Origin of the sequence: Streptomyces sp. NPDC005402 (assembly GCF_040606575.1) — a bacterium.
In the GTDB taxonomy this organism is placed as follows: Bacteria; Actinomycetota; Actinomycetes; order Streptomycetales; family Streptomycetaceae; genus Streptomyces.
Map to the genome: position 1 here is coordinate 213,931 of NZ_JBEXFB010000015.1, position 26,227 is coordinate 240,157.

Genomic DNA, 26,227 nt, shown 5'->3' on the forward strand with positions numbered 1-26,227 from the left:
TCACCCGGCGTGGGCCGGGGCGGGCGGCCGGATGCCCGCCGCTTCCGACTCGTACAAGGCGTGCGCCGCCCGCAGCACCAGGTCGTCCCGGTGCCGGGCCGCCACGATCTGCAGTCCCACCGGCAGCCCGTCGCCGTCCGTGCCGACGGGCACGCTCGCCGCCGGCTGCTGCGTCATGTTGAAGGGGTACGTGAACGGCGTCCACCCCGTCCACCGGTGATGCCCCGAGCCCTTCGGGACCTCCGTGCCCGCCTCGAACGCGGTGATCGGCAGCGCCGGGGTGACCAGCAGGTCGTAGGAGTCGTGGAAGCGGCCCATCCGGCGCCCCAGTTCCATCCGTACGTCCACCGCGGCCAGGTAGTCGAGGGCGCTCATTCGGGCACCGCGGCCGCAGATCTCCCGCAGCCCGGGATCCAGCAACTCCCGCTGATGCGGCCCGAGATGCTGGGTCACCCGGGCCGCCCCGCTGAGCCACAGGGTGTGGAAGGCGTCGACCGGGTCGGCGAAGTCGGGGTCGGCCTCGGTGACGTACGCGCCGAGTCCGGCCAGGCGCTCCACGGCACGGCGGACCGCGGCCGCGACGCCGGGCTGTACGGCCACCTGGCCGCCGAGGGACGGCGAGTACGCGACCCGCAGCCCCCGCACCCCGCCCGACAGGGCCGCGGAGTACGGGCCGGCCGCCGGGCCCAGCGCCGACCAGTCGCGGGAGTCCGGCACCCCGATGACGTCGAGCAGCAGCGCCGCGTCGGCCGCGTCGCGGGTCATCGGGCCGACATGGGCCAGGGTGCCGAACGCGCTGGCCGGGTAGAGCGGCACGCGTCCGTACGTCGGTTTCAGGGCGAAGATCCCGCAGAACGCGGCCGGGATACGGACGCTGCCGCCGCCGTCCGTGCCGAGCGCGAGCGGCCCCGCGCCGAGTGCCACGGCCGCCGCGGCACCGCCACTGGAACCGCCCGCGGTGCGCGTCGGGTCGTACGGATTGCGGGTCACGCCCGACAGGGGTGAGTCCGTGACGCCCTTCCAGCCGAACTCGGGCGTCGTGGTCTTGCCGAGGAAGACCGCGCCACTCTCCCGCAGCCGGGCCACCGAAGGGGCGTCCTCGTGCCAACTCCCGTTCTCCGCGATCGTCTTGGAGCCCTTCAGTGTCGGGGCGCCGCGCATCAGCAGGATGTCCTTCACCGTGACCGGGACGCCGTCCACCGCGCCGGACGGTTCCCCGCGTCGCCACCGGTCGGCCGACGCGCTCGCCTGCGCCAGGGCCTCCTCGCCGGTCAGACGGACGAAGGCGTTCACCTCCGGCTGGATCCGTTCGGCCCGGTCGAGAGCCGCCCGGGTCGCCTCCACGGGGCTGAACTCGCCCTTGCGGTAGCCCTCGACGAGTTGTACGGCGGTCAGTTCGGTGAGGTCCCGCATATGTGCCCCTCCGTCGACGTCAGTGCCCTGGTACGTACCCGCGTTGCTTGTCGACCACGTTCGTCAGTGATCTGCCCGCCGCCCAGCGCTCGTACAACTCCACGAACTGCGTGCCGAGTTCATCGCGCCAGCCGACGGTGTCGCCGCTCATGTGCGGGGACACGATCAGACCCGGGACCTGCCACAACGGACTCTCGGGCGGCAGCGGTTCGGTGTCGAACACGTCGAGGGCGGCTCCGGCGATCCACCGCTTGGACACCGCCTCCACCAGCGCGTCCTCCACGACCAGCGGACCGCGGCCGATGTTGATGAACCGCGCGGAGGGCTGCATCATCCCGAAGCGGCGGGCGTCGAACATGCCGTGGGTCTCCGCGGTGAGCGGGGCGGCCGCGATCACCCAGTCCGCGCGGGCCATCAACCGGTCGAGGTCGTCGGGGCCGTGGATCCCGGTGCGCGAGCGACGGCCGACCAGGGCGGTGGTGATGCCGAGTGCCTTGAGGGTGCTCACGATCGCCCGCCCGATGGGCCCGGAACCCACCACGCACGCACGCGTGCCGGCCACCCGCTGGGACTCCCGGTGCCGCCAGGCGCCCTCGCGTTGCAGCTCCAGGGTCCGCGGCAGGTCCTTGGCCATCGTCAGGACCAGCGCGGCGACGTACTCGGCGATCGGCTGGTCGAAGACCCCGCGCGCGTTGGTGACCACCGTGTCGGAGACGGCGAGTTCGGGGCACATCAGGTGGTCCACGCCCGCGCTCGCCGTGTGCACCCAGCGCGGCCGCGGGCCCTCGCCCGGCCACGCGTCACGCACCGCGGTCGAGGTGAAGTCCCAGACCAGCAGCACGTCGGCGGACGGCAGCCGCTCGGCGAGCGTGGTCTCGTCCGCGTGCACGATCCGGGCCCGGCCGGTGAGTCTTCCCAGCCTGGGCGGGGGGTCCGCGTCAAGGACCAGAAGGGTGGGGACGGACATCGAGGCACCGTTTCTACGGATCGTCGCGGAGGCTGCCGGGCGTCTGACATGGGCGGAAAACGCCGGTGTCGACACCGGAGCGACGTGAGCGTGACATGGGCGGATTGACCACGCTCGCACCCGAACCTACCTTCGTCAACACGGACGTTGTGCACGCTCCGCTGCCCCTCCGTCTCTCACCGTGAGGCCGGTCTTCGCCATGGACGTTTCCTTTCTGGGCGGTCCTCGCCCGCAGCGCGGTGTCGGTGTCGTCGCCCCCTTCGACTTCGCGCTCGACCGCGAGCTGTGGCGCTGGGTTCCCGACGAGATCTCGCTCCATCTGACCCGCACCCCGTACGTCCCCGTCGAGGTCAGCCTCGACCTGGCCCGCCTGGTCAGCGAGCACGAGACCCTGCACGAGGCCGTGCGCACGCTCAACGCCATCGCCCCCGAGGTCATCGCCTACGCCTGCACCTCCGGCAGCTTCGTCGGCGGGATCGCCGGGGAACGCGCCATGTGCGCCGCCATGACCAGGGCGGGCGCGGTCACCTCCCTGACCACGTCCGGCGCCCTCCTGGACGCCCTCGCCGAGCTCGGCGTGCGCCGGGTCGCGCTGGTGACGCCGTACACGGTGTCGGTGACCAGGTCGCTGGAGGAGTACGTCGCCGAGGCCGGCGTCGCCGTCAGCGGCTGCGCCTACATGGGCCTGACCCATCACATCTGGAAGGTGCCCTACCGCCAGGTCTCCGAGATGGCCCACAAGGCCGTACGAGCCGACGCCCAGGCGCTGTTCATCAGCTGCACCAACCTGCCGACGTACGACGTGATCCCGCAACTGGAGGCGGAACTGCGCATACCGGTGATCTCGGCCAACCAGGTGACCATGTGGGCGGCGTTGCGCCGACTGGGTACCCGAGCCGTGGGACCGTACCAGGCGCTGATCGACCCGGCGGCGAGGTCCGGTCCCGTGCGCCCGGAGATTCCGGGTCTGCCGGAAGTCCGGGAACTGCCGGACGGAGAACAGCAGCAGGAAGGCTGGACATGACCGCACTCGGATTCCTCTACCCGGGCCATTCCGCCGAGGACGACTATCCGCGCATCGAACAGCTCCTGGGCAGCGACATCCGCCTGGACGTGGTCCACACCGACATCGGCACGGACGCCCACCGCGTGGACGCCCTCCTGGAGATGGGCTCGCCCGACCGGCTCGCCGCGGGCGTCGAGGAGCTGCGCATGTCGGGCGCCGAGTCCGTCGTCTGGGCCTGCACCAGCGGCAGCTTCGTCCACGGCTGGGAGGGCGCCCAGGAGCAGGTCCAGGCCCTCGCCCGCACGGCCGGGATGCCCGCGTCCTCGACGTCCTTCGCCTTCGTGCACGCGGCGAAGGAGATCGGCGCCGGGCGGGTGGCGGTCGCGGCGACCTACCCGGACGACGTGGCGGCCCTGTTCGCCCAGTTCCTGCGGGCGGGCGGGGTCGAGGTCGGCCAGGTCCACGGCGCCGGGATCATCACCGCCGCGGAGGTCGGCACCTGGGGCGAGGAGGAGATCTTCGCGCTGGCCAGGGAGGCCGACTCGCCGGACGCCGAGGCGGTGCTCCTCCCGGACACGGCCCTCCACACGGCCTCCCACATCCCCGCCCTGGAGAAGGAGCTCGGCAAGCCGGTCCTCACCGCGAACCAGGTCTCCGTCTGGGAGGCCCTGAGGCTGACGGACCGCCGGGTGAACGCGCCGGCGATGGGGGCGCTGTTCACGAGGGAGCCCATCGTCCAGGTCTGACGCGGGGTGGCTTCAGGTGCTCACCGTCGACGCTCCTGCGGGACGTCGGTGGTGAGCGCCGTGCGCATGGTGCGCAGCCGGCGGTGCTGGAGGTTGCCGTAGAGGGTGAGCCAGCCCAGGAAGGCGACGCCGAGCACGGCGAGGCCGAGGGTCTGCCGCGGTCCCGCGGTCAGGGCCGTCAGCACCACGAAGGCTCCCCACAGGACGACGAGGAAGATCTGGGCCGCGACACGGTGGCGGGTGCGATGCAGACGCTGTTCCACCAGGTCACGCATGGCCTGCCGCTCCTCGGGCGCGGTGGGGACCTCGCCGCGGCGCAGCTTGCGGTCCAGCGAGACGAGACCGTCGGTCGATCCGGCGGCCCGCTTCTCCCTGCGGCGCACGGCGAGCACGACGGCGATCCCGCCGAGGGAGGTGAAGGCCATGCGCACCAGGACCGAGCCGGGCGACCGCTCGGGGAACAGCAGCAGGACCAGGGCGGAGGCGAGCAGCACGGACAGCACGAACTGGATCCACGGATGCCTGCTGAGCAGGGTGTGGACGCGCTCCACGGAGTCCTCCCTCACAACCCGGTCCGGGCCCGGCGGCGGATGCCGACGATCCGCATCGTCAGGCCGACGGCCAGCAGCACCAGTGCCACCGCGCAGTAGGCCCACGAGCCGGTGCCCCGCACGGCGTCGACGGTGGCCAGGACCGCCCACAGGGCGGCGACGACACTCAGCGCGGTCCACGCGATGTCGGCGATACGGATGGACAACTGGGCGCGCTGTCTGGTGCCGGGTTCGAGCGGTCCGAGGTCCGACGGCCGCGATGTGTTCTCCCGCGTCATGGGCGATCCCTCCGGTTTGTCGGGTTGTGCGCTCCGGGTACCCGGGGACCCCTGCGGCAAGCGGTCAAGTGCCGTACGGGATACGGAAGATGGGGCTCCAGGGGGCATGCGACCGCGCCCGGGAATAACCGGGGACACTCTCCTGTTGTGGTCAGGACGACAGCACACGGCTCATGAGCAGGAGGCACCCCACCGTGGCGGAAGACGAGATCCGAGGTACTGCACAGGGCACCGCCCCCGTACCTCTCTCGGTACTCGACCTGGTCACCGTCGGCGCCGGACGCACGGCCTCCGACGCCCTGCGCACCAGCGTCGCGATCGCCAAGCTCACGGAGTCCCGGGCCTTCCACCGGTACTGGGTCGCCGAGCACCACTCCATGCCGGGCGTGGCGTCCTCCTCGCCCGCGGTGATCCTCGCCCACCTCGCCGCCCACACCACCCGCATCCGGCTCGGCTCGGGCGGCGTCATGCTCCCCAACCACGCCCCGCTGGTGATCGCGGAGCAATTCGGCACGCTGGAGGCGATGGCCCCGGGCCGCATCGACCTGGGCCTCGGCCGGGCGCCGGGCACGGACGGCGCCACCGCCGCCGCCCTGCGCCGCAGCGACCGCCTGCGTGAGGGCGCCGACGACTTCCCCGAGCAGCTCATGGAGCTCACCCGCTTCCTGGACGACGACTTCCCCGACGGCCATCCCTACCGCCGTATCCACGCGGTACCCGGCCCCGTCCAGGCGACCTCGCCCGGCGGCGTCCAGTCCCCGCACCGCCCGCCGCTCTGGCTGCTCGGCTCCTCCGGCTTCAGCGCCCAGCTGGCCGGCTCCCTCGGCCTGCCCTTCGCCTTCGCGCACCACTTCTCGGCGCAGAACACCATCCCGGCCCTGGACCTGTACCGCGAGTCCTTCCGGCCCTCCGCGGTCCTCGACGAGCCCTACGCCCTCATCGGCGTCTCCGCCCTCGCCACCGACGACGAGAAGGAGGCCCGCCGCCAGGTCCGCGCCGCCGTACTCAACATGATCCGGCTGCGCACCGGCCGCCCCGGCCTGGTCCCCACCCCCGAGGAGGCGGAGGCCTACGAGTTCAGCCCCATGGAGGAGGAGTTCGCCAACTCCTGGAACGCCAACGTCGTCCACGGCACCGCCGACGAGGTCCGCTCCGGCCTCGACGACCTCCACAAGCGCACCGGCGCCGACGAGTTGATGATCACGGGCAACGCCCACAGCGGTGACGTACGCCTGCGCTCCTACGAGCTCCTCGCGGACGCCTACGGGCTCCCCACGGCCTCGACGGGCTCCGCGGCCTCCTAGGCCTTCACGCCCATCAGCCCGGAGATACGATCCGGCGACACCGGCCGCGAGTACAGCCAGCCCTGGCCGGTGTCGCAGCCGATGCGGCGCAGACGGCTGGCCTGGGCCGAGGTCTCGACGCACTCCGCGGTGACGGTCAGGCCGAGGCGGTGGGCCAGCTGGATCATCGCCTCGACGACGACCTCGTCGGCCGGGTTCGGGGGGACGCCCTCACCCTCGTACTGGAAGCCCCGTACGAAGGAGCCGTCCAGTTTCAGGACGGAGACCGGGAGGCGGCTCAGGTAGGCGAGGTTCGAGTAGCCCGTGCCGAAGTCGTCGATGGCGATGCCGACGCCCATGTCGCTCAGCGCCTGGAGGGCCTGGAGCGGGCGGCCCGCCGAGCCCATCACCGCGGACTCGGTGAGTTCGAGCTGGAGCAGGTGCGGGGCCAGGCCGGTCTCCGCGAGGGTCTGCGCCACGTCCGCGACCAGGTCGGAGTCCCAGACCTGACGGACCGCCACATTGACGCTGACGAAGATCGGCGGCTCGTCGGGGCGGTCCAGCTGCCACTTGCGGGCCTGCCGGCACGCGGTGGCGAGGATCCAGCGGCCGAGCGGGACGATCGAGCCGTCCTCCTCGGCCAGTGCGATGAACCGATTCGGCGTCAGCAACCCGAACTGCGGATGGTTCCAGCGCACCAGCGCCTCGACCCCGCGCAGCCTGCCGTCCTCCATGCTCACCAGCGGCTGGTACTCCAGCTTGAACTCACCGCGCTCGATCGCCGGGCGCAGCGTGGAGGCGAGGGCCTGGCGGGTCATGCGGTGGGCGTTGCGCTCGGGGTCGAACAGCGTCCAGCGGTCCCGGCCGTCGGCCTTGGCCCAGTAGAGCGTGGTGTCCGCGGCCTGCATCAGGCCGGTCGCCGAGGTGCCCTCCGCCTGCCGTTCGACGACCCCGATCGACGCGGACACCGACATCCGGTGGCCGGACAGGTCGAAGGGCGCCTGGATCGCCTTCAGCAGGGACTCGGCGAGGTCGGCGAGCTGCTCCGTACCGGTGGAGTCCTCGACGAGCAGCGCGAACTCGTCGCCGCCCAGCCGCGCCACCAGCGGAGCGGTCGCCCGGCCCTGACCGGCCTCGTCCGCGCAGCGCGTCAGGCGCTCGGCGACGGCGGCCAGCAGCCGGTCGCCGACCCGGTGGCCGAGGGTGTCGTTGACGGCCTGGAACCCGTCGAGATCCAGATAGCACAGCCCGATCCGGCCCGTACCTCCCTGCTGGTACGACTCAGGCTCCAGCGCGGCCGTGAGCCGCTCGAAGAACAGCGTGCGGTTGGGCAGCCGGGTCACCGGGTCGTGCATCTGCAAGTGCCGCAACCTGGCCTGTAGTTCACGGCGGGCGGTGATGTCGGCGACGGAGAGCAGGACCCCGGGGGAGCCGTGCGAGTCCGCGGCCAGCGGCGTGACCGTGATCTGCGCCCACATGGAGTGCCCGTCGGGATGCTTGAGCCGGCGTTTGCAGCGCAGCTTGGCATGGCGGCCGCGCAGCACCTCGCGGTAGGCGTGCCAGGTGCGGGTGTCCGAGGCCAGGTCCACCAGCTCGGCGGCCGGAGTCCCGGTCAGCTCCGCCGGCGCGGCGCCGAGCAGCTCGCCGAAGGCGGGGTTGGCGTCGACGACCGTGCCCTCGCGGTCCACCACGGCCATGGCCAGCGGCGCTGCCGCGAAGGCCGCCCGATGCGACGGGGGATCGGGACGAAAAGGTGTCGCGATGTCACTCTCTGTAACGGCTGACCTGTTTAGGTCTGCCGCGGCCGCCGGCCCTTCGGACGTTCCGTTCACCGCTAGCTCCCGCAGTGCACTCGATCGCTGTCCGCGCAGGAAAGTGTGCCGATCATAGAGGCTGCCCCCAGGCCCTTCCAGCCATTGCCCGGTCTCGGGGACCGGCAACCCCTTCTGGCAGATCGTTTCTGCCCACAGCTGGACGGGTTCTTCAGCACCGGGACCGGTTGTGACGTTCCGTGAGTGATTCGGGGTGTCGGCCGGTTTGGCAGGTCACGGGGACTCACTCGTCCGGTGCAGATAAACAGGGCGTACCACCACAAACTCACACAGGCTGGGTGCGGTGTCCCGTGAACCGCTCCCGGAGGTCCCGTTGCCGTGCTCGATTCCGCGCACTCTTCCGCGCCCCCGACTGCGCAGCACCGCCGCCGTGTTCACCACCATGGCGGCCCTCGCCGCCACCTCCCTCATCACCGGCCCCTCGGTCGCCGGACCCTTCTCCGCGGCGCCCTGCACCCTGGAACGCACCGAGGCCCACCACTCGGAGGGCCTGGACACCTGGAACGCCGCCTATCCGCGCCCGGCCCGCGCCCTGGACGCGGTGATGGTCTTCCTGTCCTTCCCGGACGCCTCGCCGATGACCACCCCCGCCCAGCTGACCGCCGATCACTTCCCGGGTACCACCCAATTCTTCGAGCGGGCCTCCTACGGCCGCTTCACGCTGCGCCCGCACCCGCTGCGGCACTGGATCCGGATGCCGCGCCCGTCGACGGCGTACGCCATACAGCGCGACTGGAGTGCCGCGGACCGGGGCGCCTATCTGCGTGACGCGCTCGCCGTGGCCGACGGGCAGGTCGACTTCTCGCGCTACGACGTCGTCTACTTCGTCGCCGATCCGGACGCGCCCGGCGTCGACTCGGACGCCACGAAGGTCGTCAACCTGGATGTGCCGCTGCGGGCCGACCGCACCGACATCCGCCGGGTCGTCACCGTCTTCGAGAAGCACCCGCCGGACCGTCTGGTGCTGGCCCACGAGACCGGGCACGTCTTCGACCTGCCGGACCTGTACCACCGGCCGATGGACGGCAAGGGCGACTGGGACACCTACGTCGGCGACTGGGACCTGATGGGCAGCCAGTTCGGACTGGCCCCCGATCTGTTCGCCTGGCACAAGTGGAAGCTGGGCTGGCTGGAGCGGCGGCAGGTGGTGTGCGTGCGGGGGCCGAAACCGGTGCGGCTGACGCTGGAGCCGGTGGGGGCCGGCCCCGACCGGGCCGGGATCTTCGGACTCGGACGCGGCACGAAACTCGCGGTCGTGCGCACCGGGGCCGACAGCGCGCTCGCCTTCGAGGCGCGCGGGGCGATGGGCAACGACGTGGCGGTCTGCCGGCAGGGGGTGCTGGTCTACCGCGTCCACAGCGGCGCGGCGTCCGGCGGCGGCCCCATCCAGGTGATCGACGCCCATCCCCGCACCGAGGCCTGCTGGGAGAACTCCGTCTATCCACCACTCGCGGACGCCCCCGTCGACGTCGGCGAGAGCTTCAAGGTGCCGGGGGAGAACGTCCGGGTGACGGTGACGGGGCGGACGACGACGGGGGCGTGGGATGTGGAGATCACGCCCCGATAGCGGCGGATACCCGAATGCATGACAGACGGGCTGCCGGATCTCCGACTGGCAACACAGCTCTGCCAGTGTTTGCATGGAGTTGCAGCCCCAGAGGGGCACCCGCCAGGGTGAGCGTCGTCGCCACCCGCCCAGCCCTCTGTGTCGAGCTTTCCCACTTCACGCCCAAGGCGCGTGACACCTAACTGTGGGGCATTCCCGACGGAGCGTCATGGGACGAATCAACCCCCGGCTCCCTCAACTCCGGCGGCAGATGCCCCTTGGTACAGAGGAGAAGTATGACTGCGACCGAGAACAGCGCGATCGTCGACCAAGTTGTTGCGGCGCCGACGTATCTGGCGGACATCCGCTTCTTCTTCCGCCCCGAAGACGTGGATCACATGGCCACCAAGGGAATCGAGCTCGGCACCTACGACGGGGTGAGGAGCAACGCGCTGGCAATTCACGCCCAAACCGCTCCGCCCAACGCACAGATGCCCCCCGACGCAGCGGGAAAATGGAGTGCCGAACGCTCGCAGACGTTCCGTAACTGGATTGTCAGCGGATTTCCGCTCGGTACGGTGACGCCGGTCGAGCCACCGCCGGACGGACAGGTCCCGACTCGGCTGCGCAAGGACGTCACGACGCTGAGCGACGCCGAGTTCGACCTGCTGACGGCAGCGTTCACCGGTCTGATGGCCCGCCCCCCGGAGGCTGCGGACAGTTACTTCGTCCTGGCCGGGAAGCACGGTCTACCGAAGCGTTGGTGCTTGCACCACGAGGACCGCTTCATCCCCTGGCACCGCCAGTACCTGCGCGTGTTCGAGGACGCGCTGCGCTCCGTCCCGGGCTGTGAGGAGGTGACGCTTCCCTACTGGGACATCACCACTGAGCTGCCGGACCGACTGCAGCATCCGCCGTTCGACGAGTACGTTCTGCCGGCCGATCCCGGCGCCGCCGTGACGCCGAACCCCGTGACCGGACTCTTTCCGTACACGACTCAGCGCTTCCCGGTCGCCGACATCGCACAGAACATGACGGGCTTCGAGGTCCTGGCCGACCTCGCCACGTCATTGAGCCAGTCGGTGTGGGGCGCGTCCGATGTGAACGGTTACCAGGACTTCTCGATCCAGGCCCATGACAGTGGCCACGGATCGATCGGACCGACGATGGGCAACCCCAATGTCGCGTCCTACGACCCGGTGTTCTGGTTCTTTCACTGCAACCTCGACCGCCTCTGGTTGAGCTGGCAGACACGCGTCGGCGCGACCACGCTGACCGGCTTCCGAACCACCCTGGGGCAGAACACCGATTGGCTCACCGCGCCGTTCAACGAACTGCCGCCGTTCAGCGCGACCACCGAGCAGATGATCGAAACCGAAGTCTCGTACGATCGGCTGGATCTCGTCAGCCCCGCGGAGGGCGTGTTGGAGAACCTGTCTGGAAGCATGGAAGCCGCCCGCACCTTCGCGTTCCGGAGCACCGACCCGGTCTCGGTGCGCGTGAAGGGGATCCACCGGCTGAACATCCCAGGGTCGTTCGTCGTGAGTCTGCTAGCCGACGGTGAGACGATCGCGAAGCGCTTCTTCTTCCAACCGGACGATCCGCGAGAATGTGCGACTTGTGTGCATCACGGCATCGTCAACATCGACTTCCGGATGACACAGGACCGGCTTCTTGACCGGACGCTGTCCGTCCGTATCGATGTGCCAGGGCACGCCGAGAAGATCGGTACGGCCTTCCCGCTCACACAGGCGGGCAGTCCCACCATCAACGCGCGGTTGCTCGTGCAGGAGGCATGACCATCCGGACGCCGGACGGGCGGACCGGAGAACGTCACCCGTTCGGCAGTTGCGGCACGCTCACTCACGGCATGCGCCCTTGTTCGGGAGAGGCGAAATGGACGTAGCAGAGCTGACGGGAACGTACACATACCGGAGTTTCCTGAACCGGCCGGAGCCCGTCGATGACTTCAACAAACTCCGGTTCGCGCAGCTGGAGCTCAGGCTCACCGCCGAACCGGACGGCACCGTCAGTGGTGAGCTGGTCTTCTCGGAGGGGGAACCGGGAGGCGACACCATCGGCATGGATATGGTCGGCCGGGCATCTGGCGCGTCTCCCTTCGCGTTCACCCTGACCGGCAAGGGCAGGCCGGGTAGCCCCGTCGCGGACTTCCACTACGAGTACGACGGCGTCATCCTGCGCCACTGGGACATCGGGATCGGCCAGCTGATGACCCTCGCCGGGACGGTACTGCGCGCCGAGGATCACGGGAGCGGCGCCACCCTGGCCAGGGCCGGACAGACGGCCAGCTTCCTGGCGGTGAAGCGCCAGGCCTGACGCGGAAGGCCGGTCCGGCTCCTGCTCTTCCGTGCCGGAGGGCTCGGGCCGGATCGGCGTGCCGCCGCGGTCAGTGCAGGACCAGTACGGCCGTCATGGTGATGATGGCAGCAGACCCGAGCGCCAGCAGCACGGTCGGAGCCGCCAACTCCCCGCTCGACCGCCGGCGCTGGGCCAGCGCCAGGGCCGTGCACGCACCCCGCAGCAGTACCCCCGCGACCGCCGCGAGCAGCAGTGCATGCACCCACTCCGGAACGGGAGCCGTCTCGGTGATCAAGCCGCCCACGAGCGGGCTCAGGCAGACGGCGATCAGCCACGGAGTCAGGCGCCGTCGGCTCCGGGTATCCAAGACCGCCGTCAGCGCGAGTCCTTCACTGACGGAGTGCACGACCAGCGCGGCCACCACGGGAACCGAGGCCAGCAGGACGACCGTCATGCCCTCCACCATCCGGTGCAGCACAAGGCCCATCGCTGTCCCGGCACTCACGAGGCGCCCCGGCTCACCCCGCCCGCGCATCAGGGACCCCGCCGAGGCAAGCGCGAAAGCCGTCGGCACGGTCACTGGCACCACCCAGCCGGACAGCCCCGCCTCGTTCGCCTCGTGAAGCGCATGCGGCACGATGTCGACGCCGGCCACTGCCAGCAGCACTCCCGACGCGGCCCCGAGCAGCACCGTCGAGTGACGCGACCAACGCCGCCCCGACCAAGCCCCGAGGAGCGTTCCTGCGGCGATCAGGACCAGCCCCACGTACTGCCCCGGGCCGAACGCTCCCCAAGGCAGCGCGGACTGTGCCCCTGCCTCGGTAACCGTACGACCGACCACCGTTCGCCTTTCATCAAGTCATCAAGCCTGGGCACGAGGAACGTCGCCCAGCCGTGGCCCCGGAGCCCTACGAGGAAGAGCTGAACCGCCGGGCTGCGACACGGGAGGCACGGCGGCCATGCCTTCGTGACGCTGCCGCATGTCCTGCCCAGCCGCATGCTGTCGGGCTGCTCCACGGGGCATACGGGTGAGGGCGGCCCCGACTCCCAGGCGAGGGCCGACCGAGACGCCGTACACGCACGCCAAAGCACCTGCAGGGCGGGAAATGCCCCCCTCCGGAGCAACATTGGACCCGGACAGGGGCCTTCATGGGTGCTCCAGGTGCCGGCCGGCGACAGCACGCCTAGCGTGTGGGCTGAACAGAAGCGACCGCGCAGCCCGGCGCGCCACCGTCCCGGACAGGCTCCGGTCGGGTCGACGCCAACCTGAGCCCTGGCGGCGAGAGCCGCGGCGGCCCCGTGCGCGCCATCACCCTCACCCGTACCCTCCGGGAGTTCGACATGTCCCGTATCACCATCAACGGCGTCACGGTGGACCCGCTGGCCCAGGCCCATGAGATGGCCACCCATTCGCTGACGTCCGAAGACGCCACCGAGTCCAACTACCTGCTCGTCCAGACCACGCACCCGCCGACGCCCGAAGAGAAGGAGCAACTCGCGGCACTCGGCGTGGTGATCCAGGAATACGTTCCGGACGACACCTACCTGTGCGGCTACCGGCCCACGGACCTGGCTGCCGTGCGCGCTCTGCCCTTCGTGGCCTGGGCGGATGTGTACCTGAAGGGCTTCAAGATCGCCCAGTCGCTCCGGTCGGGCCGGCTCCGCCCGGGTCTCGCCGTGCTGGCCGACCCCGTCGAGGCGGCAGGCCCTCGGACCCGTACCGTCGACATCGTCTTCCACGAGGATGTCGACGCGAATAACGACGGGGTACGGGATCGGATCGCCGCGGCAGCCGGCATCAGCCCCGGCGACGTACGGCCCGATCACGGCAAGCTGCGCGCGGCGGTCCGTGAGGAGGACCTGGTCGCACTGGCCGCACTCGACGAGGTGCGGACGGTCGAGGAAGTCCCCGAGAGGATGCTGTACAACACCGTCGCGGGGACGCTGATGCACGCTCAGGTGTCACTGAACGGCACGAAGTTCCGCGGCGAGGGCCAGATCGTATGCGTCGCCGATACCGGCTTCGACAAGGGGTCGGTCACTGATGTGCACCCAGCCTTCAACGGCCGGGTCAAACGCCTGATCGCCCTGGGACGTAAGAGCCCCGCGCGGACGGACGACCCCGACGGGCACGGCACCCATGTGGCGGGTTCGGTCCTCGGCGACGGGACATCGGCGTCGATGGGCGGTGCCGTCACCGGTACGGCTCCCGAAGCGAGACTGGTCCTGCAGTCCCTGATCGACGAGGACGGCTTTCTCACCGGCATCCCGAAGAACCTGCTCACTCTGTTCAGGCCGCCCTACCTGGAGGACGGGGCGCGGATCCACACCAACTCGTGGGGCCCGACCACCCCCGGGCTCCCCTACAACCGGAGCGCGGCCGAAGCCGATCAGATGGTCTGGGAGAAGAAGGACTTCGTCATCTGCTTCGCCGCAGGCAACGAGGGCACGGACCGCGACGGTGACGGTCGCGTCAACCTGCGCTCCGTCAGCGGGGAATGCGGGGCCAAGAACGTCATCACGGTCGGCGCCAGTGAAAGCAACCGCCCCGAGATCTCCCGCACCTATGACGAGCTGAGACCGCTTTCGTTCCCCGCCCCGCCGATCCACGGCGACCGGATGGCGGACAACCCGAGCGGGTTGGCGGCTTTCAGCAGCCGCGGCCCGACCCAGGAGGGCCGGATCTCTCCGACTCTCGTCGCCCCCGGTACGTCGATCCTGTCGACCCGCTCGCGCGTGGCTCCCGACGGCCATCTCTTCGGCGTCTCCACGGACCCCGCGTACATGTTCGACAGCGGTACCAGTATGGCCACTCCACTGGTCGCCGGCTGTGTGGCGGTGCTGCGCGAGACGTTGGTGAAGAACGGCACGCCGAAGCCCAGCGCCGCGCTCATCAAGGCCATGCTGGTCAACGGGGCCGACGAACTTGCCGGCCAGTACAGCCCCACCGAAGCGGGCGCCTCCCCCAACAACAGTTCGGGTTTCGGCATCGTCAACCTCCAGCGTGCCGTCGTCCTGCCGGCCGACGCCGGCCGGGCCGGCTTCATCGACGCCAAGGAGCTGGACCAGGGAGAAGAGCGAGCGTTCGCCATCCCGATCCCGGAGGGGGCGGCCCACACTCTGAAGGTCACCCTCGTCTGGACTGATCCCCCTGGCGCGGCCCTGCAGAACGACCTCGACCTGATCGTCCGGGCGGACGGTCAGGAGCACCACGGCAATATGGGTACGGACCCAGGATTCGACCGTGTCAACAACGTCGAGCAGGTGCTGTGGCGGGAGATTCCCGCCGGGGAGGCCGAGGTCGTCGTCAGGGCCCACCGGATCACCCGGTTCGCCCAGCCTTACGCCGTCGCCTGGCGCATCCTCTGAGGCGTGAGCCGACTCTGAGAACGACCAAGGCGCTCTCCCGAAGAGGAGAACGCCCAGGTCGCAGATGGTGCGCCGCCAGGGACTCGAACCCCGGACCGCTGATGCTGTGTCTCCCGGGGGCAACCCCCGGACCCCCGGCCGCCCTGCAGTGCCGTTAAGAATGAAGGCCCCCCGCACTCGCGGGAGGCCTTCACTGTCTGTGCGCCGCCAGGGACTCGAACCCCGGACCCGCTGATTAAGAGTCAGCTGCTCTAACCAACTGAGCTAGCGGCGCCTGCTGACGTCGTAGACCTTAGCATCCTGATCGGCCGGGGGAAAAATCGATATCCGCACGGCGGTGCGGGCCGCGCGTACGGCCGCCCAGAGCAGGATTTCCGGGCCCGGAAGCCAGGGGTGACGGGTGTCGGGGGCGACCAGCCAGCGCGAGGTGAGCGCGGATTTCGCGGCACTGAGCGGCGGTGGGACGGTCACCGCGTCGCCGGTGCCGTGGCACAGCAGGGGCGGGATCGCGGCCGTACGGCCGAACTCCTCCCAGCGCAGCAGGGACGGCAGCCGCTGTGCCGTGCCCGGCGCCGCGAACAGCAGCATCCGGCCCCGGAGTGTCGCCACCGGCCCCGAACCCGGGCCCTCGTCCCACAGCCGGTCGAGCATCCGGCGTCCGAAGATCGCGGGGGCGCTGACCACGTCGAAGACGGTGCCGCAGGGCAGGACGACCGGGGCGGCGGGGCGCTCCTCCCAGAACGACAGGGTGCTGCGCGGATACGTTCCTGCCGAGGCGAGCCAGGCGGCCCCGTCCGAGGTGACGCCGGAGACGTCGAAGCGGTCGGAGAAGGGTTCGTCGCGAGTGCTCATGCCGGATACATCTACCGGGCGTGAGCGGACGGTTCCTCAGGGTTGCCGGAAATCGGGACAGGAGGGAGGAGTCAGGGGTATCTTGCCCGCCTGGCATATGCCAGGGCTTCTTTACGGCGGCTGGGCTCAGACCGGGTCGGCGTGCCCCGCCCCGCCCTCCGCGCCGCGCAACAGATCCCGGCCGAACTCGACCATCTTCTTCGCGTAGTCCTCGGTCCACTCGGCGCGCTCGGCGATGTCCGCCGTCGTGAGCCGGTCGAAGCGCCGGGGGTCGGCCAGTTGGGCCGCCGCCATCGCCTGGAACTCCACCGCACGGTCCGCCGCCGCGCGAAAGGCGTGCGCCAGCTCGGTGGACCGGGCCAGCAGCGCGCGCGGGTCGTCGATCGACTCCAGGTCGAAGAAGTGCTCCGGGTCGTCGGCCACCTGCGCGGGCTCGAACAGCAGGGGCGCGGGGCGTAGCCGCGGCTCGTTCCGACGCGGCGTGGGCTCCGCCATGTCTTCATCCTCCTCGTACCTCGTCCGTACCGTCGGCCCGCCTGTGGAGGGCCACCGTCCATTGTCCCGCGCCCGTGCAAGAGGGCCGGGGGCTGCGGCGGTACCAGGGTCTACGGCCCCCGCGGTGCTCCCGCTCACGGTCTCCAGGCGACGCGATGCTCCGCCAGCCGCGCGAGCACCGCGTGGTTGGCCTCCCAGCCGTCCGGGAACTTCACCAGCGTCCCCAGCTGGACCGGTTCCGTGGACGGGTAGTCGTCCAGGAGGTCGCTCACGCCCGCCCGGCACACCACGATGCACGCGTGGCGGTGGCGGGAGGCCAGGACGCACAGGCGGCCGGTCTCCAGGTGGAAGGCGGTGGCGTCGGGGCGGCCGGAGAGCGGGTGGAGGACGACCGTGACGTCGTACTCGCGGCCCTGGAGACGGTTCGCCGTGTCGACGGTGACGTCCGGGACGCCGAGGTCGGTCAGCGCCGCGCGGACCGCCGCCGCCTGGTCCCGGTGCGCCGTGCCGACGGCGATGCGGTCGGCCGTCAGGGGAGCCGGGTCCGGTGAGCGCTCCGACGTGGCCGCCCCGCCCCGGTCAAGGAGCCGCCGTACGACCGCCGCGACCGCCCGTACGGCCTCCGGGTCGGTGCGCGGAGTGTGCCGTGCGGGCAGCTCCAGCAGGCCCCAGCCGGACTCGGCCGCCGCGTCGATCACCCGGTCGGGGCCGGAGCCGTCCGACGGGACCGCGAAGGCCAGCCGGCGGTCGTCGTGGCCGGTGCCGCTGCGGAAGGGCGCGTAGGGGTAGAAGGCGTCCGAGACCAGGGGCGCGGCCGAGGCGGGGAGCCGCCAGGACACCGGCAGGCGGTGCTGGGGCAGTTCGGGGTTGTGGGCCAGCAGGGTCGTCACCGCGGAGGCCGAGGGGTCGTACGACAGCCCCGCCCACTGCTCGCTGCCCACGATCGCGAACGGGTCAAGCTGCCCCGGGTCGCCCACGAACAGCGCCCGCTCGAACAGCCCCGCCACGGCCAGCAGCGAGTCGGAGCGCATCTGGTACGCCTCGTCCACGATCGCGTGCGCCCACCGCTCGTCGACCTTCACATGCCCCCACTTGGCGGCCGTGGAGATCACCACGGGCAGCCCGGTCAGATCACCCGCCTTCGCCGACTTGCGGACCTGAGGCAGGTCGTCCAGCGCCTTGTCGTACGGGTCGGCGTCACTGCTGTGCAGCCGCCCCACCGGCAGCTCGGGGTTCTTCTCGGCGAGCCTGATGACCAGGTCGTCCACCTGGGCGTTCGTCTGCGCAACGACCATCAACGAGCGCCCCGCGTCGGCCAGTTCCAGAGCGGCACGGACGACGAGGGTGGACTTGCCGGCGCCGGGCGGGGAGTCGACGACGACACCGCGGTGGGTGCCGTGCAGGGTGTCGTGGAGGATCGCGTCGGTGGCCCGCGCGGCCTCCGCACCGGGGTCGAAGGCCCGGTGGCCCCTGGGGGCCTGGGTGGTCACAGCACGTCCTCCGGGGTCAGGGGATCGGCATGCTCCTGCCCGGCCTCACCGGGCGGCCCGCCGTGCGTCCACGGCGTGTCCTCAGGGTCGGGCAGCTTCGCGCCGCCGCGCTGCTCGTGCTCGAAGAGCGTGAAGCACACCCGGTCGCCCTTCTCGGGCACGGACCCTGTCTCCGGCTCCTTGCCGCGGCCCATCTTGTCGAGGATCTTGAGGACGATCAGCGCGCCCTCCTCCTCGGACCCCACGAACTCGGCCGACTGGGGCTTGCCGCCAAGGGAGCGGTACACCTTGGCCCGCTCGCCCAGATGCGGCCGGTCCTCGGTCCGTACGGTCACCAGCGGGCGCGGGCTCGGCCGCTTGCCCTCGCTGTACGTCATCACGACGTCCGTGACCTCCCCGGCGAACGCCTCCCCGGACAGCCGCCGCCCCGCCATCACCAACGGGTCGTCGAGTGCCTCCTGCGCCTCCAGGCGGGCCTGTTCGCGCTCGCGCGCGGCGAGTTTGTTGGCGGCGGTGACCGCGTCGTCGCGGCGCGGCTGCGGGGGCTCGCCCGCCACAACCCGGTCGCGGTGGCTCGTGAACGACCAGCGGTCGCGCGTCCACCGCTCCTCGACATGCGCCCCCTCGGGCAGCGCCCGCAGCAGGTCCACGCCCCGCCACACCGCGTCCCAGGTGGGGCGGGTGCGGCTCGCGACGAGTGCGCGGATCTCCTGCTCGGCGGCGGTGAGCGCGCCGAGCCGGTCGTCGGCCTCCAGACCGTCCTCGGCGGCGGCGAGCGCGGTCCGCGCGCGGTCGTAGCGCTCCAGGGCCGGGGCGAGCAGCTTGTTGTCGAACGCCGGGTCGGTGGCGGGACCGGCGGGCGGGTGCAGCAGCTGGCCGCGGTCGTCCCGGGCGAGCTCGGCCTCCAGGGCGGCCTCGGCGCCCGAGCGGCCCGCGGGCGGGTCGATCCACGCGAGCAGCGCGCCCAGGTGCTGGTCCTCAAGGGTGGACTGTCCGGTGGACCAGTGCCGGGCCAGCACGTCCGTCATCGCCAGCAGCAGCGAGGAGCCCGGCACCCGGGCCCGCTCCCCGAAGTGGGTCAGCCACCGGCCCAGCAACGGCACCCGGGGCGGGGCCGGGTACGGGGTCTCCGGGTCCTGCTCCGCCGTACGCCGAAAACGCATGGACCGCCCGAGCAGCCGTACGAAATCGATGCCCGCGCGACTCGGCAGGATCAGCTGCGGGGCGTCCGCGCACAGCTCGACCTCGACCTTGACCCGCTTGCCGGTCTCCGGATCGGTCTCGCTGCGCTCGGCGGCCTCCACCGACTCGGCGTACCCGTCGACGTACGGCAGGACGATGTCCGCCAGCTCGGCCAGGAACGCGAACCTGAGGTCCCGGTCGCGCGGCTGCGGTACGACCAGGAGGTGCGGGGCGTCCCGGTCGGTGCCCACGAGCGCGCCGAGCGGAGCACCGGCCTCGCCCGCGGTGGTGAGCGGGACGAGGACGAGGGGCCGGTCGGAGAGGCGCCGGTGACGTACGGTCGCGGCCGGCTGGGCGCGGCCGGTGCTGACGGCTTCGAGGCGGGCGAGGGTGGCGATCAGCGACATGCGGTCACCCCCAGCGCCTCCGCGCGCAGTTCGGCTGCCCGGCGCAGGGCCGCCACCGCCGGATCGTCCGGATCGCCGGTTTCGCCGCGGGCCGCGGCCAGGACCTCCTCGACCGTCGTCAGTCCGCCCAGTTCCGCGCGGACCGAGCGGCCCAGGGAGGTCACCGCGCCGGCCGCGCGGGAGCGGTCCCGGCAGTGGAAGGCCAGTTCACAGGCGGACAGGCACTCGGGGGCGTATGTCGCCGGGACGGACTCGACCGCTGCCGTCAGTTCACCGGCGGGCAGATCGGGGGCGAAGCAGGTGCCGTCGGGAAGGGCCTCGGCGATGTCCTCGATGCGGGTGAGACGGGCCAGCTGGCGGGCGGTGACCGCGCGCTGCTTGCGGATGTCGACGGCCGAGGCGGTGGGCAGGTTGGAGAAGTCCTTGGGGCAGACCAGGAGCACCCGGTGGCGGACCTTCGGAGCCGGTTCCAGGCGGGCGGCGACCTCCTCCAGCGCGAGGACGTACACCGCGGCCTGGCGGGCGGCCGCGCCCACCTTCGACGGGTCCGCCGAACCGTCCAGCATCGGGAAGGACTTGATCTCCACGACCGTCCAGCTGCCGTCCGGGTGCACCACCACCGCGTCCGGCTCCAGGAAGGCGGGGGAGCCGGCGACGGCGAGCGCGAGCATGGGGTGGTCGAGCAGCGTCCACCCCTGCGCCTCGGAGGCTTCGCGCAGGGCGAGTGCCGTACGCGCGGTGCGGCCCTCGGGGCCGATCGCGGTGAGGTCGGCGACCTGGGCGTCGGTGGGCGGTTCCGCGCCCCGGTCCAGCCGCTCGTGCACCAGCCGCAGCAGCTCCGCGCCGCCGTCCGCCTTGACCTTCGCCTCGAAGGCATTGCCCCGCGTCAGGGCGAACTGCGACTGCCCGAAGGCGGCCGGCGAACCCAGCGCGCTCGCCAGCGCCGTCTTGTCCACCCCCGCGCCGTCGAGGATCGCGCGCCGCTCGCACCCCGGGTTCGCCGCGAGGGCCGCGAGGGCGCGCGCGTCCAGTGCCTTGGCCGGTACCTCGGGCCCGCGCAGCTCAGCGAGCCGCTGCCGGAGCGCCGTCCCCCGCGTCCGTGGGAGCGGCACTCGGCTCGACTCCGCTTCCGAAGCGTGACTCGCGCTGCCGTGGAATGTGCTCACCCGCGGAAGTCTGGCATCCGCCACTGACAATTGAGGGCTCTGTGTCCCGAGAGGCGCCGGAGACGGCGGCTATCCGGGCCCGGACGCCCGCCGTGGCCCGTTCCGCGGCCCGGCTGACGTACGGGGCGAGCAGGAACCCGAGCCCCATCACCGCCGCGCCCGCGGCCGCGTCGAGGAAGTAGTGGTTCGCGGTGCCCATGACCACGATCGTGGTGATCAGCGGGTAGGCGACGGCCGCTGCCTTCGTCGTACGCGTCCTGCCGTAGCGCCACAGCATGACCCCGCACCACAGCGCCCAGCCGACATGGAGGCTCGGCATCGCCGCGTACTGGTTCGTCATGCCGCCCATACCCCGAGGGGCGCTCGCCTCGCCGCCCCACCAGCCGTACGAGCTGTACTGGGCCATGGTGTCGACGAAGCCGTGGCTCGCCGAGAGGAGGCGGGGCGGGCAGGTCGGCAGCAGGGTGAAGCCGATCAGCCCCATGAACGTGGACGTCATCAGCCAGGTGCGGGCCGCGCGGTAGTGCACGGCGCGGGAGCGGAAGAGCCAGATCAGGACGGCCGGTGTGACCAGGTAGTGCAGTGAGGCGTACCAGAAGTCGGCCGGTACGCCGATCCAGGTCTGGCTGGTGAACAGCCGGTTGAGCGGGTGCTCGGCGTTGAGGTGCAGGACCTTCTCGATCTTGAGGATCGCCAGGCCGTGGTCGACGGCGCCCGTGACATCGCCCCTGGCGAGGAGCCGGCCGGCGCTGTAGCAGGCGTACACCAACAGGATCAGTGGCAGCTCGGTCCACCAGCGCAGCCGCGTCTCCGGGACTGCCTCGGTGCCTGGTGTCTCGGTCAGCGGCATCCGATCCTGTCCCCCTTCGTTTCGCGCGGCGTCCGGCGGTCGTCGTCCGGTCGTGCCACTTTACGGCGTATGTGCGGGGCGTTGTGGACTGCCCCCACGCAGCGCCTTCGGCCCTCAAAGACGCTGAGATCGCCCGTCGGGTTGCCCTCCGACAGCGTGCGCGATGATGGAGAGGTTCCGCCTCCGCTTTTCCCCGGAAAGGTTTCTCCATGGCACCGCGCATCCTGCTGGCCCGGCACGGACAGACCGAGTGGTCGCTGTCCGGCAAGCACACCGGCAGGACCGACGTGCCACTCCTCGAGGAGGGCCGGCAGGGCGCCAAGCTGCTCGGCGAGCGGCTGCACCGGGCCCCGTACGACGGCCTTCCCGCGGTGGAGATACGCACGAGCCCGCTGGCACGCGCGCGTGAGACCTGCGAACTCGCCGGGTTCGGGGAGCGCGCGGCCACCTGGGACGCGCTCATGGAGTGGGACTACGGCGCGTACGAGGGCATGACCCCGGACGAGATCCAGGCGGTGCGGCCGGGGTGGCTGATCTGGCGGGACGGTGTCCCCGAGGGGGAGTCCCTCGCGGAGATCACTTCTCGCGCGGACGAGGTCGTCGCGTGGGCGCGGTCGGCGGACCGGGATGTGCTGGTGTTCGCCCACGGGCACATCCTGCGGTCCATCGGGGCTCGGTGGCTGGGGTTGCCGCTCGACTTCGCGGCGCGGGTGCGGCTGAATCCGACGTCCTTGTCTGTGCTGGGCTGGGCTTACGGGGAGCCGGCGATCGAGAGCTGGAACGACCTGGGGCATCTGGGGTCGTAGTCGGGTGCGGGTTCGTCGTGGCCGGTGCACCGACCTAGGGGCGCGGGGAACTGCGCGACCAGCCCACCGGCCCGGCCGAACGCCTCCCCTCACGCCGTCCGCGGCATCGACGCGTGGCGTTCCAGGAACGCCGACACCCCCGAAGCCCGCCGGTGAGGCGACAGCACCCTCGCCGTCGCGGCCAGCATCGTCTGGATGCGGGACGACTGGACCTCGCCCAGCAGCTCCAGCACCCGCAGCCCCGCCGCCGCACCCTCGTCGGGGCGGCCGGCCCGGGCCAGGTCGTCGGCGAGTTCGGCCGTGTACAGCGCGAGGTTGCGGGTGAAGTGCGGGTCCTGGAGATCCGCCGCGCGCCGCGCGTGCCGGGCGGCCCGGCGCCAGTCGCCCAGCGTGGACCAGCACTGTGCCTCCAGGCCCTCCAGCTCGGCCTCGCCGTAGAAGCTCATCCACTCCGGGTCGGCGTCCGAGAGACCTCGCTCGAAGTAGGCCTGCGCGCGGGCGAGAGCCTGCTCGCACCCGGTGCGGTCGGCGAGCCCCGCCCAGCCACCCGCCTCGCGCAGCGCGAGCAGGGACATGAGCCGGGCCGAACCCAGGGGCCGGGCGACCCGCTGCGCGGCCTGCGCGGCCCGCACCGCCTCACGTGGCCGTCCCGCGTCGCGCGCGAGGAAGGCGGTGTTGCAGAAGGCGTGCGCCTCCAGGGCGTCGTCACCGGTCACCCGGGCGGTCGCGAGCGCCTCCGCGTAGTGCGAGCGGGCGTCGTCGAACCGTCCGGAGTCGTGCGCGAGCCAGCCCACGGAGATGGCGAGTTCACCCGCGCCCGAGTGCAGCCGGTCGGCGGTCGTCTGCCGGGTCGCCCCGGCGTCCAGCAGCGCGTAGGCGGCGCGCAGTGGGGCCGCCGCACGCTGGTACAGGCCGTCCGCGCCGTGCCGGTCGTCGAGCAACCGGATTCTGCGCACGGCCTCTTCCAGGGCACCCGCCTCGCCCGACCCGGCGCGGCGGACCCGCCGTCCGGCGGCCTCGGCGTCGAGGGCGAGCCCGAAGGGGCCCAGTGAGGCGGCGGCGACGGTGGCGCCCCCGCCGGTCATGAATGCGCGACGCAGCACGTCGCTCTCCTCGTAGTTGTCGTACGTCTCGTCTGGGTCCTGCGTGTCTTCCGTGTCCTGCGTGTCATACGGCTCGTACGCCCCCGGTGTCTCATTCGTGGGGCGCGTCCGGCGTCCGCGTACGGACGCCCGGGAGGCGAAGCCCAGGTCGGTGAGCGTGCGGCCGGGGAACATGTGCAGGAACACCCGTTCGTACGCGTAGTTGGGGCAGCGGATCTCGCCCGCCTCGACGCGGCCCACATAGCGCGCGTCGCAGCTGACGCTCTCGCCGATCTCGCGCGCGGCCCGTCGCACCGCCGCGGCGAACTCGGCCGGCGAGCGCTGTCCGCGCAGGCGCCGGAACGCGAGGTTCGGCCGCGGTGGTGTGGGGGACTGGGACGAGGTCACCATTGACGACGCCATGGCCGGGTCCTCTCGTGCGAACCGTCGAACCATGCCGGAGGCGGGGCGAGTTGACTGGTTTGTCAGTGTGGCGCCCTGTTTCCGGCGGGCAAGAACGTACCTGTTGTGTCCGGGTCGCCATGCGGGGTTTGGCTACAAACCGGATATCTCATCCGGGATCCGCCATGAACTGCCATCCTTTGCGGCGGACTTCGGCCGTAGCCGTTGACGCCGGCGCGCGTTGAACCGGTCGGAGTCGGACGAGGGTTCCTTGGTGGAGGCCGCGATGGAGATCAGCCAGAGCGTCGATCCTTGTACGTCGGTGTCCTGTGACGTGGTCACGGTGCCGACGAGACACGGCCTGGAGGCCGTCGACATCCTGCGGCGGGGGGTGGGGGAGGGCGTCGGACCGGTGCTGCACGACGACGGTGGCCAGACGTTGGGGTTCCTGGTGCCACCGGGGACCGCGGCGGGTTGGGATGTGCCGGGGAGCACGTGCACGGAGACGGACGGCCGCGGGTTGCGGTTGACTCCGGAGCCTCCGGTGGAGGGATCGGACTGGCTGCTGCCCCCGGGCGACGCCGACCTGGCGACGGACCCCGCGGTTCTGCGAGCAGCACTGGACGAGGCGGCACGACTCATCGAGGCCGCGGACAATTGCAGGTGACCGGCACCTGTCCAGAGGCGCGGGGACGTGATCGATGCGCGGCTCCGCCGCGTGTGAGCGATCAACCCCCGCCGACCCGCGCAAGCGCGACCATCCACCGCCCCGGATAATGGCGGAGTGGGAAAGTCCAGGAGGTCCGCCGAAGCCGTCGTAGAACCAGTGGACGGCGGTCTCGCCGAGTTCATTCCCGACCGCGAGCGCACCCACGCGTGGACGCTGCTCATCGACGGCGCACCGCAGTCCCACGTCGACCTGGACGACCCGACCCACCTCTCCTTCGAGTACCAGCGCCGACTCGGCCACGTCATCGACCTCGCCGCCCCGGCCGGCAAACCCGTGCACGCCGTACACCTCGGTGGAGGCGCGCTCACCCTCGCCCGGTACCTCGCCGCCACCCGCCCCCGCTCCACCCAGCAGGTCGTCGAGCGCGACGCCGCCCTCGTCCAACTGGTCCGGCAGAAACTCCCCTTGGAGCCGACCGCGCGGATACGGGTGCGGTCCCTCGACGCCCGCGAAGGACTCGCCAAGGTCGCCGACGGATGGGCCGACCTCGTCATCGCCGACGTGTTCAGCGGAGCCAGGACCCCGGCACACCTCACCTCGACCGAGTTCCTCGACGAGGTCCGAAGGGCGCTCAAGCCGGGCGGCTGCTACGCCGCCAACCTCGCCGACGGACCGCCGCTCGCCCATCTCCGCGGCCAGATCGCCACCGCCGCCGCCCGCTTCCCCGAACTCGCCCTCGTCGCCGACCCGACGGTCCTGCGCGGCAAACGTTTCGGCAACGCCGTACTGGTCGCCTCCGACACCCCCCTGCCGATCGCCGAACTGACCCGCCGCGCCGCCTCCGACCCGCACCCGGGCCGCGTCGAACACGGCAGGACACTCATCGACTTCACCGGAGGGGCCGTACCCGTGACGGACGCCGAGGCGGTGGCCTCCCCTGCGCCGCCGCCCTCCGTGTTCCGCTGACTCAGTACGTGCCGATCTCCACCCGGGGCGGACCGTCGTGCCAGGTGCAGAACACCGACACCCGGTCCGCGCCCGAGGAGAACTCCACCCGGATCCACGACTCCGTCTTCCACACCTGCATCGACCAGCCCGTACCCGGCGTCGCGGAGACGAGGGTCGCCGACTTCTCACCGAGGTCGAAGACCGCGCGGCCGCCGTCGGTGTCGTAACTCCTGATCCGGCCGGAGGCGGTGGGAGAAGGGCTCCTCGAGGGAGTCGCACTCGCGGTCGTGCGGCTCGGTGTCGGTGCGGGACTCTTCGACGGGGTGGCCCGCACGGTCCGCGTCGGCGTCGGTGACGCCAGCGGTTTCGACTCCTGGGTCGTCGCCTCGGCCGCCGTGATGGGCAGGGCGCGCGGCGGATCGTAGGCCGTGCCCGCCATGACCGTGTGGACACCCCACCACGACAACGTGACCGCCGCGCCCGTGGCGAGCAGCCAGGCCAGTACGTGTACGAGTCCTCTGCGCATCGCCCGCCATACTGCCTCACGCGTCGCACAAACCACACACG

The 26,227-nt window shown here is 71.5% G+C and carries 24 protein-coding genes and 1 tRNA gene; 10 read left to right on the forward strand and 15 right to left on the reverse strand.

The genetic code is table 11. The annotated features are described in order from the left end of the window. The gene (locus tag ABZT02_RS28100) at nt 1-1,413 is read right to left on the reverse strand and encodes an amidase (protein WP_356022017.1); all 1,413 of its coding nucleotides are present in this window, start codon (nt 1,411-1,413) and stop codon (nt 1-3) included. Between the two features lie 19 nt (nt 1,414-1,432). Further along, complete coding sequence (locus ABZT02_RS28105; RefSeq protein ID WP_356022019.1) at nt 1,433-2,380, reverse strand: D-2-hydroxyacid dehydrogenase; 948 nt, start codon at nt 2,378-2,380, stop codon at nt 1,433-1,435. A 199-nt stretch (nt 2,381-2,579) separates the two neighbouring features. On the opposite strand from ABZT02_RS28105, the gene ABZT02_RS28110 reads away from it, so the two are divergent. Then, entirely contained in the window at nt 2,580-3,404 is an 825-nt protein-coding gene (locus ABZT02_RS28110; RefSeq protein WP_356022022.1) for a decarboxylase, read from the forward strand. Beyond that, nucleotides 3,401-4,132 (forward strand): decarboxylase, encoded by a 732-nt coding sequence (locus ABZT02_RS28115; RefSeq protein ID WP_356022024.1) that lies wholly within the window; start codon nt 3,401-3,403, stop codon nt 4,130-4,132. The genes ABZT02_RS28110 and ABZT02_RS28115 overlap by 4 nt, the downstream gene beginning before the upstream one ends. 20 nt (nt 4,133-4,152) lie before the next feature. On the opposite strand, the gene ABZT02_RS28120 is transcribed toward ABZT02_RS28115, so the two are convergent. After that, nucleotides 4,153-4,683: a hypothetical protein gene (locus ABZT02_RS28120; RefSeq protein WP_356022027.1), complete on the reverse strand. Its 531-nt coding sequence runs from the start codon at nt 4,681-4,683 to the stop codon at nt 4,153-4,155. A gap of 11 nt (nt 4,684-4,694) precedes the next feature. Continuing rightward, nucleotides 4,695-4,961: a hypothetical protein gene (locus ABZT02_RS28125; RefSeq protein WP_356022029.1), complete on the reverse strand. Its 267-nt coding sequence runs from the start codon at nt 4,959-4,961 to the stop codon at nt 4,695-4,697. 173 nt (nt 4,962-5,134) lie between these two features. On the opposite strand from ABZT02_RS28125, the gene ABZT02_RS28130 reads away from it, so the two are divergent. Then, nucleotides 5,135-6,265, forward strand: a complete 1,131-nt coding sequence (locus ABZT02_RS28130; RefSeq protein ID WP_356022032.1) for an LLM class flavin-dependent oxidoreductase — start codon at nt 5,135-5,137, stop codon at nt 6,263-6,265. On the opposite strand, the gene ABZT02_RS28135 is transcribed toward ABZT02_RS28130, so the two are convergent. Next, on the reverse strand, nt 6,262-8,076 hold the full coding sequence (locus tag ABZT02_RS28135) for an EAL domain-containing protein (protein WP_356022034.1): 1,815 nt from the start codon (nt 8,074-8,076) through the stop codon (nt 6,262-6,264). The two genes, ABZT02_RS28130 and ABZT02_RS28135, sit on opposite strands and share 4 nt — an antisense overlap. A gap of 283 nt (nt 8,077-8,359) precedes the next feature. Here ABZT02_RS28135 and ABZT02_RS28140 point away from each other — a divergent pair, with 283 nt between their 5' ends. The 3 genes from ABZT02_RS28140 to ABZT02_RS28150 all read left to right on the forward strand — a co-directional run bounded on the left by ABZT02_RS28140 (nt 8,360) and on the right by ABZT02_RS28150 (nt 11,959). Further along, nucleotides 8,360-9,643, forward strand: coding sequence for a M6 family metalloprotease domain-containing protein (locus ABZT02_RS28140; protein WP_356022037.1), 1,284 nt, complete (start codon nt 8,360-8,362; stop codon nt 9,641-9,643). Nucleotides 9,644-9,918: 275 nt separating this feature from the next. Next, complete coding sequence (locus ABZT02_RS28145; RefSeq protein ID WP_356022040.1) at nt 9,919-11,421, forward strand: tyrosinase family protein; 1,503 nt, start codon at nt 9,919-9,921, stop codon at nt 11,419-11,421. Nucleotides 11,422-11,518: 97 nt separating this feature from the next. Beyond that, nucleotides 11,519-11,959 carry a hypothetical protein gene (locus ABZT02_RS28150; protein ID WP_356022042.1) on the forward strand — a complete coding sequence of 147 codons (441 nt, stop codon included), beginning with the start codon at nt 11,519-11,521 and terminating at the stop codon, nt 11,957-11,959. A gap of 70 nt (nt 11,960-12,029) precedes the next feature. On the opposite strand, the gene ABZT02_RS28155 is transcribed toward ABZT02_RS28150, so the two are convergent. Continuing rightward, nucleotides 12,030-12,707 (reverse strand): hypothetical protein, encoded by a 678-nt coding sequence (locus ABZT02_RS28155; RefSeq protein WP_356022045.1) that lies wholly within the window; start codon nt 12,705-12,707, stop codon nt 12,030-12,032. A 575-nt stretch (nt 12,708-13,282) separates the two neighbouring features. On the opposite strand from ABZT02_RS28155, the gene ABZT02_RS28160 reads away from it, so the two are divergent. Next, a complete protein-coding gene (locus tag ABZT02_RS28160; protein WP_356022047.1) occupies nt 13,283-15,310 on the forward strand; it encodes a S8 family serine peptidase in 2,028 nt (675 codons plus the stop codon). A gap of 200 nt (nt 15,311-15,510) precedes the next feature. Here the strand turns inward: ABZT02_RS28160 and ABZT02_RS28165 are convergent. From ABZT02_RS28165 to ABZT02_RS28195, 7 genes are all read right to left on the reverse strand, one after another. Further along, nucleotides 15,511-15,584, reverse strand: a tRNA-Lys gene (locus ABZT02_RS28165). Then, entirely contained in the window at nt 15,575-16,162 is a 588-nt protein-coding gene (locus ABZT02_RS28170; RefSeq protein ID WP_356022050.1) for a bifunctional DNA primase/polymerase, read from the reverse strand. The genes ABZT02_RS28165 and ABZT02_RS28170 overlap by 10 nt, the downstream gene beginning before the upstream one ends. A gap of 126 nt (nt 16,163-16,288) precedes the next feature. Further along, nucleotides 16,289-16,657, reverse strand: a complete 369-nt coding sequence (locus tag ABZT02_RS28175) for a hypothetical protein (protein ID WP_356022052.1) — start codon at nt 16,655-16,657, stop codon at nt 16,289-16,291. Between the two features lie 134 nt (nt 16,658-16,791). Further along, complete coding sequence (locus tag ABZT02_RS28180) at nt 16,792-18,147, reverse strand: AAA domain-containing protein (RefSeq protein ID WP_356022054.1); 1,356 nt, start codon at nt 18,145-18,147, stop codon at nt 16,792-16,794. Continuing rightward, nucleotides 18,144-19,736, reverse strand: coding sequence for a hypothetical protein (locus ABZT02_RS28185; protein ID WP_356022056.1), 1,593 nt, complete (start codon nt 19,734-19,736; stop codon nt 18,144-18,146). The genes ABZT02_RS28180 and ABZT02_RS28185 overlap by 4 nt, the downstream gene beginning before the upstream one ends. Beyond that, nucleotides 19,727-20,848, reverse strand: coding sequence for a hypothetical protein (locus tag ABZT02_RS28190; protein WP_356022058.1), 1,122 nt, complete (start codon nt 20,846-20,848; stop codon nt 19,727-19,729). Before ABZT02_RS28190 ends, ABZT02_RS28185 begins: the two co-directional genes overlap by 10 nt. Then, on the reverse strand, nt 20,799-21,752 hold the full coding sequence (locus ABZT02_RS28195; protein ID WP_356022061.1) for a phosphatase PAP2 family protein: 954 nt from the start codon (nt 21,750-21,752) through the stop codon (nt 20,799-20,801). Before ABZT02_RS28195 ends, ABZT02_RS28190 begins: the two co-directional genes overlap by 50 nt. 209 nt (nt 21,753-21,961) lie before the next feature. Between ABZT02_RS28195 and ABZT02_RS28200 the strand changes: the two genes are divergently transcribed. Continuing rightward, nucleotides 21,962-22,558: a histidine phosphatase family protein gene (locus ABZT02_RS28200; protein WP_356022063.1), complete on the forward strand. Its 597-nt coding sequence runs from the start codon at nt 21,962-21,964 to the stop codon at nt 22,556-22,558. 89 nt (nt 22,559-22,647) lie between these two features. Here the strand turns inward: ABZT02_RS28200 and ABZT02_RS28205 are convergent, their stop codons facing one another. Continuing rightward, nucleotides 22,648-24,063 carry a tetratricopeptide repeat protein gene (locus tag ABZT02_RS28205; protein WP_356022066.1) on the reverse strand — a complete coding sequence of 472 codons (1,416 nt, stop codon included), beginning with the start codon at nt 24,061-24,063 and terminating at the stop codon, nt 22,648-22,650. Nucleotides 24,064-24,328: 265 nt separating this feature from the next. Here ABZT02_RS28205 and ABZT02_RS28210 point away from each other — a divergent pair, with 265 nt between their 5' ends. After that, nucleotides 24,329-24,709 (forward strand): hypothetical protein, encoded by a 381-nt coding sequence (locus tag ABZT02_RS28210; protein ID WP_356022069.1) that lies wholly within the window; start codon nt 24,329-24,331, stop codon nt 24,707-24,709. A gap of 117 nt (nt 24,710-24,826) precedes the next feature. Beyond that, complete coding sequence (locus tag ABZT02_RS28215) at nt 24,827-25,678, forward strand: fused MFS/spermidine synthase (RefSeq protein ID WP_356022071.1); 852 nt, start codon at nt 24,827-24,829, stop codon at nt 25,676-25,678. Between the two features lies 1 nt (nt 25,679). Here ABZT02_RS28215 and ABZT02_RS28220 read toward each other — a convergent pair whose 3' ends face one another. Further along, the gene (locus ABZT02_RS28220; RefSeq protein ID WP_356022073.1) at nt 25,680-26,186 is read right to left on the reverse strand and encodes a hypothetical protein; all 507 of its coding nucleotides are present in this window, start codon (nt 26,184-26,186) and stop codon (nt 25,680-25,682) included. Nucleotides 26,187-26,227 lie beyond the last annotated feature (41 nt).

Bases quoted from the DNA above. Each gene is read 5' to 3' on its own strand.
- ABZT02_RS28100 (WP_356022017.1), bottom strand. From the start codon at position 1,413: ATGCGGGACCTCACCGAACTGACCGCCGTACAACTCGTCGAGGGCTAC.
- ABZT02_RS28105 (WP_356022019.1), bottom strand. From the start codon at position 2,380: ATGTCCGTCCCCACCCTTCTGGTCCTTGACGCGGACCCCCCGCCCAGG.
- ABZT02_RS28110 (WP_356022022.1), top strand. From the start codon at position 2,580: ATGGACGTTTCCTTTCTGGGCGGTCCTCGCCCGCAGCGCGGTGTCGGT.
- ABZT02_RS28115 (WP_356022024.1), top strand. From the start codon at position 3,401: ATGACCGCACTCGGATTCCTCTACCCGGGCCATTCCGCCGAGGACGAC.
- ABZT02_RS28125 (WP_356022029.1), bottom strand. From the start codon at position 4,961: ATGACGCGGGAGAACACATCGCGGCCGTCGGACCTCGGACCGCTCGAA.
- ABZT02_RS28130 (WP_356022032.1), top strand. From the start codon at position 5,135: ATGAGCAGGAGGCACCCCACCGTGGCGGAAGACGAGATCCGAGGTACT.
- ABZT02_RS28145 (WP_356022040.1), top strand. From the start codon at position 9,919: ATGACTGCGACCGAGAACAGCGCGATCGTCGACCAAGTTGTTGCGGCG.
- ABZT02_RS28150 (WP_356022042.1), top strand. From the start codon at position 11,519: ATGGACGTAGCAGAGCTGACGGGAACGTACACATACCGGAGTTTCCTG.
- ABZT02_RS28160 (WP_356022047.1), top strand. From the start codon at position 13,283: ATGTCCCGTATCACCATCAACGGCGTCACGGTGGACCCGCTGGCCCAG.
- ABZT02_RS28170 (WP_356022050.1), bottom strand. From the start codon at position 16,162: ATGAGCACTCGCGACGAACCCTTCTCCGACCGCTTCGACGTCTCCGGC.
- ABZT02_RS28175 (WP_356022052.1), bottom strand. From the start codon at position 16,657: ATGGCGGAGCCCACGCCGCGTCGGAACGAGCCGCGGCTACGCCCCGCG.
- ABZT02_RS28185 (WP_356022056.1), bottom strand. From the start codon at position 19,736: ATGTCGCTGATCGCCACCCTCGCCCGCCTCGAAGCCGTCAGCACCGGC.
- ABZT02_RS28195 (WP_356022061.1), bottom strand. From the start codon at position 21,752: ATGCCGCTGACCGAGACACCAGGCACCGAGGCAGTCCCGGAGACGCGG.
- ABZT02_RS28200 (WP_356022063.1), top strand. From the start codon at position 21,962: ATGGCACCGCGCATCCTGCTGGCCCGGCACGGACAGACCGAGTGGTCG.
- ABZT02_RS28205 (WP_356022066.1), bottom strand. From the start codon at position 24,063: ATGGCGTCGTCAATGGTGACCTCGTCCCAGTCCCCCACACCACCGCGG.
- ABZT02_RS28210 (WP_356022069.1), top strand. From the start codon at position 24,329: ATGGAGATCAGCCAGAGCGTCGATCCTTGTACGTCGGTGTCCTGTGAC.
- ABZT02_RS28220 (WP_356022073.1), bottom strand. From the start codon at position 26,186: ATGCGCAGAGGACTCGTACACGTACTGGCCTGGCTGCTCGCCACGGGC.